Genomic DNA, 13,858 nt, shown 5'->3' on the forward strand with positions numbered 1-13,858 from the left:
GCGTAAAGCGTATCATCTATCAACTTCGTCATCCTTCGGCATTTTCCCTCTTATTCTCACAAAATATCTCTAAAACATACACTCATAAAAAAAGCAATAACATCCTGTTTAGAAATGTTATTGCTTACATAGCATTGCTACCTCATACATGGAGTAACTTCGGAAATTATATTTCATTTGTAGTTCTCGATAATAACGTAAAAGCTCCTCAAGCATAGCTAAATTTTTTTCAGTATGCTTGCCGAAATTATGAGGATGCCACCATAAATGATAAAAAGCACCTACCTTTGCAGCGGCAAGCATTCCTTCTTTGATTCGTTTTATCTTAAGACCTTCCAATACGCTTAGGCGCTTACAGTATGGTCTTAAAAATGCGCTGGAACGTACATTGACGAAAACATCGTCCTTCATCTCTTCCAGTCGTATCAAATGATTGCCGGTTATATTAACATAGCTATCTAACCATTTCATTGCACCTAAGAGCCTACTTTTTTTTGTGAACTTTTTAGGGCTATATAAGGCGTGTGCTTCATTGCCTCTATAGCATATAAGCCCCGCCTCCATACATGCCTTAAAATAGCTGGCATTGACCTGATTGCGAGGAAAAACAATCGACTTCATGGGTACAATGTAATCTTCGCTTATCACTGTTGTTGCCTGTAAATCTGCTCGAAAATCAGCTTCTGTTTGACCATTCTCCAGACAATAATAATGTGAAAAGGTATGGGTACCAATCTCCTGATGTGGTGTCTGCATTATTTCTGCAATTAAAGATTTACCAAAATGTAAGGGATCATCTTGCTCATTTTCACCTACACTCGCAAGCTGCAAATACGCTGCATAGCGTTTTTGTTCATATTTCACTGGGATTCCTCGTAAATAATGTGCCATTTCATTTTTCGTTTCTGCAAACAACAAACCGACCGTTGCCCATGTTGCATGAATGCCGTACTTCTCAAATAATGTCAGTATTTTAGGCAATGCATGGCGTACTCCATATAAATTTTCATCATATTGTCCATGTCTAAACACATCATGAACGCCCCAGTTCAGCTCAAAATCCAAGGAAATAATGAAACCGCCACGATTTACCTCGATTGCTGTTTCCTCCATTTTTGCACACCCAGTAACAGAGCACTTATTTTCGATTGTGCAATGAAACCCGAATAAACATCGACAACTTGTCCACCAAAGCTGAGCTTAAATTTTCGAATGGTTGCTACATTCGTCAACTCGCCCATATCGTATAGCAAACAACCTTGTTGCTTTAAATGCAATAAATTATGCCATAGCAAGAAGCGGTTAGCATAACGAACTGGTCGCTTTAAATCGGCTGGCATTAAAAGAGGGTGACAGGTCGCCACATAATAAGACATAGCTTTTTTAGCATGGACAATATCAAGTCTATAGCATAGTGTTTGTCCACAAATGCTACGAACTTCTGACAAGAACAAAGCTCCTCTGTTATTTAACAGCGAAATAGACTCCATTTGGACTTTATTAATTTGCTCAATTTTTTTCCTTTTCGCAAAATCATTATAAAACCGTTGAAATGCACGTAAATTCTCTTGAGACGGTTCTTCATATAAAAATATTTGATAAGCTTCCTGCTGTGCACGACGAAGCATTTTTTGATTGTTCTTCGACAACGCTGTATACATTGTCCGCTCATTGTCCGTTAGTTGAATATGAACCGTTTCACTTTTGGCAAGTTTGCGACTTGGTACAAGTGAATGTGTATGACAAACAAGCTTCATCGGCTTTCTAATATTTGCTGGCTTCTCTGCAAAATAAATATGCTGCATTGCGATATTCCATCGCTTACTTCTAATGGACAGAATGAACATCGCCCCCACTCTCTGTGTATTTTTCTACTTGTTTGCGCTCATAGCGACCGCATTTGAAATGTTTTATTCGAGAAATACGTTTATAACCTAGTTGCTGTAATCGTTTACGCTTACGCCATTGCCAAACGCTTGCAGTGACCCAAAGTGTGTGTGCTGGTTTTATTTTTTGAAAGAAGTCTGTAATAATATCGATATTTTTATAGACATCATATGTTAAAAAATAGGTCTGCTTAGGCAAAGATTCAACGATTTGCAATGCGTCAATACGCCAGTTATCCGTATGCAACGCGAAAGCAGGTTTAGTCGTTTCTGCAAAGGAATCTTTGTAGATTGTATATCCCTGATAGAACAAGGAAATAATTGCTTCCTGATTGAGATGCATAGCCTCTTGAATCGACATTTCTTCAAACAACAGTCCAACTGGACGAAGAGGTGTAACACTATCAGTAGGCGGTAATTCGAAAACATCCACTTGCTTAAAACGAATAAACTTTTCTACGAATCGTTGTCCATATTCTAGCCAATCTTTCCCTTTTCCATACTTTACTAAATAACGTAATTGTCCAAGGGTATTACGTTTCCACTCCACTACCTGATGACTACTTTTTAACGTTTCCTTTAGACGTTCCTTGAAAGCAAAACGACTTTTTACAAGCTTTGCACGCTTCGTATCGCTACTGATAATCATGCGTCTTGTAAAATCTATCCCAGAGCGCCAATCAAACTTATAGGGCTCATAGCCAATGCTCATATCAAACTTGCTATAGCCTTCATTAAAGGAGCGCTTTATCAAATAGTGATGCAAAATACGACCGACCCCAAATGAATTAAAGTTAGGCTCATGGCCAAGTACATAAGACACATATCGTCCTCGACAGCTAAAACCATATGTGAAGGCAATCCACTGATCTTCAAATACCAGAGCCTCTATATCTACTTTCAATGCATCATCATGAAGAAGCGTTAGGTGCTCAAAAAACTCTCTCTTCTTACCCTTCGTGAAACTGCTCGTATCCATTTTTTTCGCCCAACGTCTATCAAATAATCTGAACATCTGCCAAAGCTCGTTGTGGTTAGGAGTTTTGCTTCTTAAGGTGCCTAGATTTTTTAGCTTTCTTTCTCGTCTATCTACCCCATGCATTTTGCGACGGTTATTAAAATAACTTAAAAAATCTATTTCCGGAAAGGCAAGATACGGTGTTATTACTCGAAAAATACTTGGCCGCATTTGCCTTTCAACGAAATATTGTTCAATTACTTTCGAAGATTGACTACTCTCCAACAGACCATGGAACGAGAAGATTACATGGCGATGCTTTTTGATTAATTCATCAAATACAAAAGTTGATGCCGATAATAACCATTTTTCAAGCGCTATAATCCCTGAATAATTCGCAATATTTTCACCTGCAAAAGCGTAAATCCTTACCCCCCATTGCATTCTCACTGTGAATGGAAAAAAGGCGATGATGTTCTCTTCCTCTTTAACAGCGTATAACTCTACTCGCTTTTTCCTTCCAATTATTTTCCACCAATTATAAAACCAAGCATATTCAATAAACGGATTATCATTGTGTTCACGAGCTAAAATCTGATCCCAGATGTCTTTATATAATGTAAGTTCATCATCAGTTCTAATACGTATTAATTGCAATGTTAATCACCTTTCTTCGATAACTTTGAGACGGCCTGTTCATAAACCTCTACTGTTTTCTGGTACATCGGTGAGAATGTAAAATTTCTTAAAAAGCAACGTTCACTTGCATCTCCCATTTTTTGACGTAGTGTTTCATCTGTTAATAATTGTCTCAGTCTTTGTTTGAGCAGTTCTTTATCACCACGGTCAATTAAAAAACCGTTGTCGGTATCAGTGACTAACTCACTTACGCCTCCTACATTCGTTGCGATAATCGGAAGGCCCGCTCGCATAGCCTCGATAATTGCAATCGGTAACCCTTCCCAGTCCGATAACAACGCAAATATCTGACCGTTTGCGAGCAGTTCCGTGACCTCTGTTTGATTACCTAAAAACGTCACACGGTGTGCGAATCCTTTATCAGTAACATATTTCTCAAGAGCCGGGCGTAGTGAACCATCACCAATAAACTGAATTCGCCATGGCACTTCAGGTAGTTCTATCAATGCTTCCAATAATGTATCTTGTCTTTTTGGTATTTCAAAGCGAGCAACCATCATAATCAGTGGACATTCTAGACTGTTCTTACTAAGTGTAGCCGGGTAAGCTAATTGTGTAATACCATTATGGATAGTCATTAATTTATGTGCAGGGGCAATGCCTTTTGTCAGTGCAAGCTGACGGTCAAACTCAGATACTGTTATTATTTTCGTTGTAAACGGCTGCACTGCTTTTTCTAACTGACGATACATAAGTTTCTTCTTAGGTGGAACCCCGTCTGTAAAGCTCCAGCTATGAGCAGTAAAAACAGTAGGGATACCTAAAAATCTGCCGATTAGGCGCCCGATTGCACCTGCCTTAGAGGAATGTGCAGCTATTACATCTGGTTTTATTATTTTTAAAGTGGACCTCAGCAGCCAAAGCGCCTGTATATCTTTCGATAAATGAATGGCTCTCTGCATGGCTGGTATACTGATGACAGCAATGTTTTCATCTTGTAACCGCCAAAGGGATGGATCATAGGAGCCCGTGACAATCGTTACCTCATAAGCATCTTGTTTTAATTTGATGGCAAGTGCCTCTACATGCTTTTGTGCGCCACCTACTTCATCCATTCGCGTAATCAGTTGCACAATTTTCAGTATCCAACGCCTCCCTACGTTATTTAGTAAGCACCTGTTCTTGCTAATACTACAAATAGGGTTTTGACAACAATCTTTAAATCCAGCCAAAAGCTATAGTTATCTACATACTGAATGTCATATGAAATTTTTTGCCCATGTGAAATAGTTGATCGGCCGTTAATTTGAGCAAGCCCCGTTAACCCCGGCTTTACTTCTAAGCGTCGTGACTGCAATGTGTTATAGGCATTTGTAATTGTTGGAACTTCCGGCCGCGGTCCGACAATACTCATGTCTCCCTTTAATACGTTTATGAGCTGAGGAATTTCATCAATGCTTAACTTGCGAAGAATAGCCCCTACTTTTGTAATACGCGCATCTTGGTCAGTTTTGTAATAATAATCATCAGGTATGCCTTCCGCACACATAGCAGGCATATTCATAGGGATTGCCTGAATGTTCATCGTTCTTAACTTCCAAATGATAAACCGTTGATGATCAAAGCCTGTTCGAATTTGTTTAAAGAAAATGGGGCGACCTGTAGTCATTAATAATAGGAGGAATATTGCTAACATAAGAGGAATTGTTATGAAAAGTAAGAGAAATGCCCCTACAATATCAAATATTCGCTTGCCATACTGACCGTAAAATGTGTTAGTCTCAGTTGCCTGCACGTGCAATACATCATCCTTTGCATTTTTTTAGCACTTAACTTTATATATTCATTTCCCACACTTATAGAACTATTTCAGGCAAAGCTACTACACAGTTTATATAACAAAAAAGGAGTTACTTCAGAGACATTTCTGAAATAACTCCTCAAAAGTTTGAAGATAAAAGTGACTTATTGTTTTAGTTAGTAATTTTTTTCATTTATCCTTGTTCAATTTGAATTTGGCATTCAATTCGAACATTTCCTTGTAACGCTTTACTAATCATACATGTTTTTTCTGCCTTCTCAGCTATTCGATGAATGCGTCTCTGCTCACGATCAGTTAAATCTTTGACAACAATAGTTGGCTTATGGACAATGCGCTCGTATGTAAAAACACCATTTGTGACATCTACAAACCCTTGTGCTTGCATCGACAAATCCAACACGGGTACTTTCGAATTTTCTAATAGCGTTGCCAGTGTTATTAAATAACAGGTAGCCGCTGCACCAAGTAACATTTCATCTGGATTTGTGCCAATTCCTGGCCCATTCATTTCCTGTGGAATAGAAATTTTAGTGTTCAATTTGCTTGCTATTAAATTCCCTGCACCATCTCTTCCCTCTGACCACGTCAAATTCATATTAAACTTATGTTGAACCACTTAAATCTCCCCTTTCGATATCGTTAGTGATTGTTTATAATTGTTTAAAACTAACTAGAATGGTGTGCTGTCATTGAAAATATTCAAAGTATTTATAACAATATTACTTGCTATACTTGTATCTTTTACAGGTTGGGTTCATTTTTCTCCTCGACCTACTACTTGGCTTGTTCATAATTTATTCAAAAATGGCATGGCCGTAAAGCCACCTAATTATAATGAAATAGAAGAAACCGTTTCAACCATTAAAGACCTTATTTATCCCTCTAACCACAAAGATAACCTGTTAGATATGCATTTCCCAAAGGATGTAAAAGATAAAATACCTGTTATTTTTTGGATACACGGTGGTGCCTACGTTGGTGGCGATAAAAAAGATGTTACGGAATATGCCATTCAAATTGCCAGTCATGGCTTTGCTGTCGTGAACATCAACTATGAACTTGCTCCTAGCGCCACATATCCAGGACCTATTATTCAATTAACAGAAGCCTATCAGTATATTACTGAAATTGCCGCCGACTACCCGTTCGACTTAGACCAAATATTTTTTGCTGGCGATTCTGCCGGCGCACAAATTGCCAGCCAATTTGTCAATATTCAAGTCGATTCCCAGTATGCAAAACTTCTTAAACAAATTGCTGTTGTTCCTGCTCACTCCATTCAAGGGACTTTACTATTTTGTGGTCCATATGACTTCTCCAATATTACAGAAAAGAGTAATAATCCTGTTATCAATTATTTATTCACTCGAATAGCATGGAGTTATATCGGCGAAAAAAAATGGCAAGAACACGAGCAACTTCCATATGCCAATATGTTAGAATATGTTTCCCCAAATTTCCCAGCAACCTTTATAACTGATGGTACAGAAATGACCTTCACAGAAGATGGCATGACAATGGCAGATAAGCTTGAGTCACTCAATATTCCTGTTGTCCGTCAATTTTTTGAAGATGGATCTGAACTTCCACATGAATATCAATTTATGATGAATCGCCCTGAAGCTATAGAGACGTTTGAAAAAGTCATTGCCTTCTTACAAACAAGGAGTCATAAATAAGGGGCTTAAGGAATGTAGTTTCAGTGGAGACCTGAGCCGATACTAGCTGGGAAACGAGCGCTGGGGCTCCCTTACCCGAGCGGTGTCCAATAATCTGTAAGAATAAGTCCATATTAAAATGCCCGCTCTCGCAACAACCAAGAGAGTCGGGCATTCTTTTAGTCTGTTAAAGCAAAGTCTTTCGTTGCTTCCCCATGTCGGCTTTTCTTCGTAGCAGTTTGATATTCTGCTAACCGTGCCGTTGTACGCCAGTAGTGATAGACGAGGCGATCTATCCACAATAATGCTTCTACTTTTGAAACCGCCGTCTCTAACTCTACCATGTTGCCAACAGAGTTCTCAAAATAAGCATTGCGTTTATCACGACGTTCTGCGGCCATTTCAGCTGAAGTTTCCTGTAAAAGCATTGAAATTTCAGGTAGACGGCTATCCTCATCAATGATCATCAGCACTTCCTCCAGCACTGTCAGCCATTTTTTCGTTAACATTGGCTGTAATTGGAGTGAATTTGGATGTTGTTCACGAAGTGCCTTTGCCAAACGATACAAATGATCCAATGCATGTAACAGTGAAATATGCTTGTAGCGATCTTTCTTAGATGTTGATTGTATAGAATCCATGAACAATCGTGTTTTTTCAATTGCTTCATCAATTTGATTTAGCTTACTGTCAGCTTCCGTCGTTCTCTTTTGACTTCGAATAAGCATTATAATAACTGTTGTTAACTCCTTCGTAATGTCCTGTAGCGTATTAAATGAAACCTCTACAGCAACTCCAGGCACCTTTGCTACGCTATCATCAAGATTGCGCGTTAAGAAGCTACCTTTTTCTGGAATTATTTTCTCAATCATTCGTGCAAATGGACGTGCAAAAGGCACAAAAATAATTGCACCTACCACACTAAATAATGTATGAAATACTGCAATGCCAAGTGTTTCATCGAAGCCATCATGAATGGTAGTTGTCACATATTCAGTTAGTTTAAACATGAACGTTGCACCGAACGTTACAATGATTGCTGTCGCTACGTTAAATAGCACATGCGTCATTGCGGTGCGCTTGGCAGCCGTTGAAGCACCAATCGCTGCAAAAAGTGCCGTTGCAGTCGTACCAATATTTTGGCCGATGACTAAATATGCCGCTTGTTCAAAGTCAATAGCCCCTGCGTATAATGCTGTCAGTGTAGCGGCTATTGCTGCACTTGATGCCTGCATAATGACTGTCATGATAAGCCCCAACACAATCAAAATAACTTTGCCTCCCATTGTATCCGCCTGAAACGAATCAAATGGGATCATGTCCTGAACTGAGGCCATGCCGCCTTGGAGTACATCAATGCCTAAAAATAATAAGCCAAAGCCTGTAAAAAGACCACCCGCTGCTTTAAAGTCGCGAGGTGCTAATAATTGCACAAATACACCAAGTGCGATGAATGGCAATGACATTGTCTGCATATTAACCTTAAAACCAATGAGCGAAATAATCCATCCTGTACTTGTACTACCAATATTGGCACCAATAATGACACCAATGGATTGCACAAATGTTAATAGTCCCGCACTAACAAAGCCGATTGTAATCAACGTAGTAGCTGTAGAAGATTGCACTAGCATTGTCATCAATGTACCTGATAGCACCGAACTTATAGTGCCTCCTGTAAACCGGTTCAACCATTTTTTCAAAGCATCCCCAGCAAGCTCTTTTAAGCCGTTAGTTAGCATCGTCATACCGAGTAAGAATAAACCAATGCCCCCTAATACATTAATCAAACTATAAACACTCCTTATGAAAAATTTTACAAACGATATATAAAATTCGATAACTATTTACAAAAACCAATAATACTTAATATTACCATCTTTATATTTTATAGGATAGTTATGTTTGTAGTGCTTTTATGAAAAACAGTTGACCTTAATTTATGGTAAAATAGAGAAAATATTTTTTTAGGAGATTTAATGATGATTTTAACTAAGCAACAAGCATTACAAGCACTCAATAAAAATAAATTTATCGGTTTTACTATTACAACTGGCAATATAATTATGAAAAAAACCAATAAAACCGATTATAATATTTTTGTTTATGAAGAAAACAATGAAAAACCTATGCATTATGTGGGCTCAATTATGAATGTAATGTCCACGATGAGTGACAAAGCTTCGAAAAAAGATTTTATCATTGTAGAAGATTTACCATCGGAAAGTACTACTGAGGGTACTTCTGAAGTCGAAGAAACTGATGAAAAAACAGCAGAACTACATGAGGAAAAACGGGCTCTATCTGGCTTTGAAGGTTTATATGAAATTACTGAGAGCGGTCGTATTTTTACCGTTCGTGAAAATCGCCCTTTAGCAAGATGTAACGATGAGTATGGTTTCCATATTGTTCGCTTAACCAAAGATGGAGTAGCATCTAATCATAATGTATTTGAATTATGGAAACAGGCCTATCCTGAACTTGAACAGACAACTTTCAAAGGTGCATTAAAAGCAAAATATGGCACTGGTTGCAAACTAACTGACAAGTCAGGTGTCCACTTCTAAACATAATAAATCCTCATGCCAAGTAAAAGGCCAGACTGTCGACTAACTCAAAAAATTGAGGTTGTTGACAGTCTTTTTTCTTTTAAAATAGAGGTACCTATAGGAATCCTTTGATGTCCGCCATGGCGGTCGCTTTTCACAGGCATGATTGCTGATAAAATTTCAAAAGGTATTCGAAATGTGATCATTTCAAATACCTTTTGTCGTTTTGAAAGTGTATTTCAAGCTGTTCACGCGCATTGATTGGATATTTAGCCATCCTGTTTTCATCGTCTCGAGCAGAATAGACTATCAGTAGATACAAGTTGATTGGAGTGAAAGGCGTGTAGGAACAGCACGTATGGAAACTCCATTTTTGCGGCGATACGCTGCAAAAATTAGTTGGAGTTATGCCTACGGAAAGGGAGCGCCTGGAACATGAAAACAACAGTTTTCTTACCATTTATTCAAAAAGAAAAAGACTGTAGGCATCGAGGATTTTTAGATTAGTAAGGGGAACAACACTAAGTGCCATATATGATCAAGTTTTTGCCCTTTATAGTGAATGTGCTTTGCCCATTTATTGTCTTGACGAGAAATCCTTTGCCATTTAAATAAACGACTAATACGTACTCGCTCCACTTTTTCAAACCCTAGCTTCACAAGCATTTTCCGTTTGCGCCATTCATACCAATTTACAGTGGTGCATACCGCCCTTCCTTCTTGTTGCACTTGCGCTACTATTTTTGGAAATAGCTCTATGGCATGTTCTTTTATATACGTTGAATTTGGTGGTAGTAGCTGTGTAAAACCCAACGCTTCCTCACGTATGAAAGTGTCATGGCGTAAATATAATATTTGTTGTGCGTTTTCACCATAAAGCTTATAACCTCTATAATATTGTGGGATGAGTTGTGATCGATTATCACTTTCCATTACATCCTGAATGGCTATTTCAGGTAAATCAATTGATGTTTGACATACAGTACTCTGAAGATAGTACAAGTCAAAACTAGTTACAGCTATCATGCGATTTATTCCTTTTTTTAAGGCAATAAAACAATCTTTTAGACGGGCTTCTTTTAAAAAATATTGAAACTCCCCCAATCGATCTCGTTTCAATTTTACCAATTGATGATACCCACTTAGTTTTCTTTTCAATGTATCACGAACTACCATCATCAACCGTAAAAGGCGCTCCCGAGTTCCTTCACTACTCATAACAAAAATTCGCGTAAAATCCAAATGTGTATACCATTCAAATTTATATGGCTCATAACCGCTTCCGAAATCATAAAATCGATAGTTCGAGCTATGTGCCTTCAACATATTTGCTTTTTCAATTAAACGACCAGGGCCAAAGATATTGAAATCAGGCTCATGGCCCATCGCCTGACAAAAATTTCGATTTCTGCAACAAAGATCGATTGTAAAGCCAATCCAATGATCTTCAAATTCGAGGTTGTCTACTTCCACACAAAAAGCATTACTTTGTTGCATGGCTAAACGTTCAAAAAAAAGCCGTGTTTGTTGTTCAGTAAATCCACTTCTATCAATTTTTTTGCGCCATCTTCTTTTAAACAACTCAAACATTCCATCTAAATTTTTCGCACTAACCTCCTGAAATTTTAAATGACCAAGAGCCTTTAATCGTTTTTCACGACGATTAATGCTCTTAAAATTTTTGTGATGCTTCTGAAGAAAAGCATTTAGTTCCACTGATTTAAAATCTATATAAGGTGTCACAGTGCGGAAAACTGAATGAGGTAGTTGTCGTTCTTGCGCGTATTTTTCCAGTAGATAAGATGTTTGCTTACTTTCTAATAAGCCATGCAACACAAAAATAACTCTTTGATATTTTTGCGTGAGCTCTTTTAATAAATATTCCATTACTTGTTCCTTCCAAATACTCTCAGCAATCACTTCCATATACGTAGCAAATCCTTGTCCTAGAAAGCTAAATTGATGGATACCACCGAAGCGAGCAAAGCGGATGAAAGGGAAAAATGCTAAGCATTCACCGTTGCGCTCAACAATGTAAATTTCTACGTTTTCTTTGCTGCCGAGTGTCCTCCACCAAGTCGAAACCCATTCATACTCTATAAAAGGATTATCGTTTTTTTCACGTTCAAGTATCCCTGACCAAGTGTCCTTATACGACTCTAGCTCTTCAATCCTTGTCACGAGTCTATACACTAACACGTGTGTTTCGTCACTCCTTTTTTCCTTTCGCTGAAAATGCTTTGTTGTGTTCAAGCAAGTCATTATGAATTTTCGCACTTGCACTTAGTAGCCACTATATTCGTCGCTCCAAAACATTAGAACAATTAGCCTAAACCCGTTCATTCATATTCATAGGTATAAATCTATATCACTTTACCTTTTATAAACATATTGAAAAACCTCCCAATTCAATGAAATGAATTAGAAGGTTTTATAGTAAGTTTTATACCTCTACTAGAGTCGCTCGTTGTTGTTTTTTACTTGCTTTCGCCATATGCAAGGTTGCAATATAACTAAAAGTCATCCCAGGCCCAAGTGTCGCACCTGGCCCTGGATAGGTTTCGCCCATAATAGAAGCCGAGCAATTTCCAGATGCATAAAGACCTTCTATCGGTGTACCATCTGCCTTGACAACTCGTGCTTGCTCATCGACTACTAAGCCACCCTTTGTACCGATATCACCGGGGTATAATCGCAAAGCATAGTAAGGCGCCTTGGTGAATTCAGCCAAGTTTGGATTTTTCAACGTCGGATCACCATAATAATTATCATAGGCACTATCTCCTCGATGGAAATCATCATCACAGCCAGTAAGTGCAAAGGCATTAAAACGTGCTACTGTTTCTATTAAATTGTTTGTCGGTACAGCCATTTGTTGTGCCAGTTCTTCAAGTGTATGTGCACTTTTCACAATACCACGTTCAAACCAGCTTTTCGGGAATGCTTGCCCAGGAAATAAACCTGTAAAAATATATCGACTCTTCGCGGTTGCATCAATCAGAATCCAAGAAGGTACAGCTTCATGTGTCTCTGTATGGTGTGCTTGCATATTGTCTACAAATTCATGATAAGGGGCAGCTTCATTTAGATAGCGTTTTCCCTCATTATCAACAACCATCATATTTGGCACACCACGTTCCGCTACTAGGAAAAATGGTTGTCCATTTGGATCAATCACTGATGGTGCCCCCCACACTTTATCCATTAGATCTAGTGTTGCACCGATGCGTAAACCGGGCTCGATAATATCACCCGTTTGGCCTTCTGGCGTAGAGGTCCATTTGGCATCGGTAGGACCCGGTAAGTATTTTTCACGATATGCTTGATTATGCGAAAAACCACCAGATGACAGTATCACACCCTGTTTCGCCTCAATATGCAATTCTAGTCCTTGTCGTTCTACCAATAAACCAACCACACGATTATTTTCAACGATAAAATCTTTAAACGCTGTTGAAAGCCAGAGCTCACCATTTGCCTCTGCTAGTGACATTCTCAAACGTGCAATCAATGCTTCACCTAAGGCTACTGGCTGACTACCTGTTACTTTCGATTTCAATAACCTCGCGCCTAATTTCAATGCAGTTGTTTTACCTATCATTGTACGTCTCATCATATTGACCTTATGGAATTCACAGCTATTCATCGTGAATCCCTTAGTAGACATTGTCGATCGACGCATTGTATCTACTAAAGTACCCATCTTTTTCACATCAAATAAAAGTGGTTCTATCGAACGCCCTTGAGCAAAGCCACCAGGTTTTTCAGGATAATAATCCGAATAACCTGCCGCATACTGGAAGCGCATATGATTGGTATGATTGTATAAAAATTTTAACATTTCAGGTCCACGTGTAATGTATGCTTCTTTCAGCGGTGCCGGCACTCGTTCCCCAATAGTCGAATCTAAGTATGAACGAGCTTGTTGGTGTGTATCAGGTACGCCCGCACCTTTCATTACATGGTTATTTGGAATCCACAGTGCTCCACCAGATAATGCTGATGCACCACCATAACGATCAGTTTTTTCAATGACTAATGACTTCATTCCCTGTAGCTTTGCTGTCAGCCCTGCCGTTAATCCTGCTGCTCCCGAACCTACCACTACCACATCATAACTCGCATCCCAATTCATACACACATTCCTCACTCTCATTAGTAGTTACTAAATCCATGAATCTGTATAACTACTAAAAGTATAGAATTAAACCAATGTTCAGTCAATTGAATCTACTACTATTTTTCCAAATAATAACTTATACGATTATTTGCATAGATTTTCACGTTTTAATGTTTATATTACTCTTTATATCGTTTTATGATTTACGCATAAACGTTGTATTTAT

At 38.5% G+C, this 13,858-nt stretch carries 11 protein-coding genes; 2 read left to right on the forward strand and 9 right to left on the reverse strand.

Going from position 1 to position 13,858, the window contains the following annotated elements:
• Window positions 1–117: 117 nt before the first annotated feature.
• From C9J35_RS08605 to C9J35_RS08630, 6 genes are all read right to left on the reverse strand, one after another.
• A complete protein-coding gene (locus C9J35_RS08605) occupies window positions 118–1,113 on the reverse strand; it encodes a polysaccharide deacetylase family protein (protein WP_107924184.1) in 996 nt (331 codons plus the stop codon).
• Window positions 1,089–1,805 (reverse strand): GNAT family N-acetyltransferase, encoded by a 717-nt coding sequence (locus C9J35_RS08610; RefSeq protein WP_107924212.1) that lies wholly within the window; start codon window positions 1,803–1,805, stop codon window positions 1,089–1,091. Before C9J35_RS08610 ends, C9J35_RS08605 begins: the two co-directional genes overlap by 25 nt.
• A gap of 22 nt (window positions 1,806–1,827) precedes the next feature.
• Window positions 1,828–3,501, reverse strand: coding sequence for a GNAT family N-acetyltransferase (locus C9J35_RS08615; RefSeq protein ID WP_107924185.1), 1,674 nt, complete (start codon window positions 3,499–3,501; stop codon window positions 1,828–1,830).
• A 2-nt stretch (window positions 3,502–3,503) separates the two neighbouring features.
• The gene (locus tag C9J35_RS08620) at window positions 3,504–4,616 is read right to left on the reverse strand and encodes a glycosyltransferase family 4 protein (RefSeq protein ID WP_235616232.1); all 1,113 of its coding nucleotides are present in this window, start codon (window positions 4,614–4,616) and stop codon (window positions 3,504–3,506) included.
• 32 nt (window positions 4,617–4,648) lie between these two features.
• Window positions 4,649–5,278, reverse strand: a complete 630-nt coding sequence (locus tag C9J35_RS08625; protein WP_235616233.1) for a sugar transferase — start codon at window positions 5,276–5,278, stop codon at window positions 4,649–4,651.
• Between the two features lie 199 nt (window positions 5,279–5,477).
• Window positions 5,478–5,921: an SACOL1771 family peroxiredoxin gene (locus C9J35_RS08630; RefSeq protein ID WP_107924187.1), complete on the reverse strand. Its 444-nt coding sequence runs from the start codon at window positions 5,919–5,921 to the stop codon at window positions 5,478–5,480.
• Between the two features lie 73 nt (window positions 5,922–5,994).
• Here C9J35_RS08630 and C9J35_RS08635 point away from each other — a divergent pair, with 73 nt between their 5' ends.
• On the forward strand, window positions 5,995–6,984 hold the full coding sequence (locus C9J35_RS08635; RefSeq protein WP_107924188.1) for an alpha/beta hydrolase: 990 nt from the start codon (window positions 5,995–5,997) through the stop codon (window positions 6,982–6,984).
• A 158-nt stretch (window positions 6,985–7,142) separates the two neighbouring features.
• Here C9J35_RS08635 and C9J35_RS08640 read toward each other — a convergent pair whose 3' ends face one another.
• On the reverse strand, window positions 7,143–8,753 hold the full coding sequence (locus tag C9J35_RS08640) for a Na/Pi cotransporter family protein (protein ID WP_107924189.1): 1,611 nt from the start codon (window positions 8,751–8,753) through the stop codon (window positions 7,143–7,145).
• A 189-nt stretch (window positions 8,754–8,942) separates the two neighbouring features.
• On the opposite strand from C9J35_RS08640, the gene C9J35_RS08645 reads away from it, so the two are divergent.
• Window positions 8,943–9,530: an NUMOD4 domain-containing protein gene (locus tag C9J35_RS08645; RefSeq protein WP_235616234.1), complete on the forward strand. Its 588-nt coding sequence runs from the start codon at window positions 8,943–8,945 to the stop codon at window positions 9,528–9,530.
• 480 nt (window positions 9,531–10,010) lie between these two features.
• On the opposite strand, the gene C9J35_RS08650 is transcribed toward C9J35_RS08645, so the two are convergent.
• Entirely contained in the window at window positions 10,011–11,711 is a 1,701-nt protein-coding gene (locus tag C9J35_RS08650; RefSeq protein WP_107924191.1) for a GNAT family N-acetyltransferase, read from the reverse strand.
• A 244-nt stretch (window positions 11,712–11,955) separates the two neighbouring features.
• Window positions 11,956–13,647: an FAD-binding protein gene (locus C9J35_RS08655; RefSeq protein ID WP_107924192.1), complete on the reverse strand. Its 1,692-nt coding sequence runs from the start codon at window positions 13,645–13,647 to the stop codon at window positions 11,956–11,958.
• Window positions 13,648–13,858: the final 211 nt, after the last annotated feature.

Source organism: Lysinibacillus parviboronicapiens, from assembly GCF_003049575.1.
In the GTDB taxonomy this organism is placed as follows: domain Bacteria; phylum Bacillota; class Bacilli; order Bacillales_A; family Planococcaceae; genus Lysinibacillus; species Lysinibacillus parviboronicapiens.

What these genes read in the sequence shown, in the direction of transcription:
- C9J35_RS08610 (WP_107924212.1), bottom strand. Translation starts at nt 1,805, where the DNA reads ATGCAGCATATTTATTTTGCAGAGAAGCCAGCAAATATTAGAAAGCCG.
- C9J35_RS08605 (WP_107924184.1), bottom strand. Translation starts at nt 1,113, where the DNA reads ATGGAGGAAACAGCAATCGAGGTAAATCGTGGCGGTTTCATTATTTCC.
- C9J35_RS08655 (WP_107924192.1), bottom strand. Translation starts at nt 13,647, where the DNA reads ATGAATTGGGATGCGAGTTATGATGTGGTAGTGGTAGGTTCGGGAGCA.
- C9J35_RS08645 (WP_235616234.1), top strand. Translation starts at nt 8,943, where the DNA reads ATGATGATTTTAACTAAGCAACAAGCATTACAAGCACTCAATAAAAAT.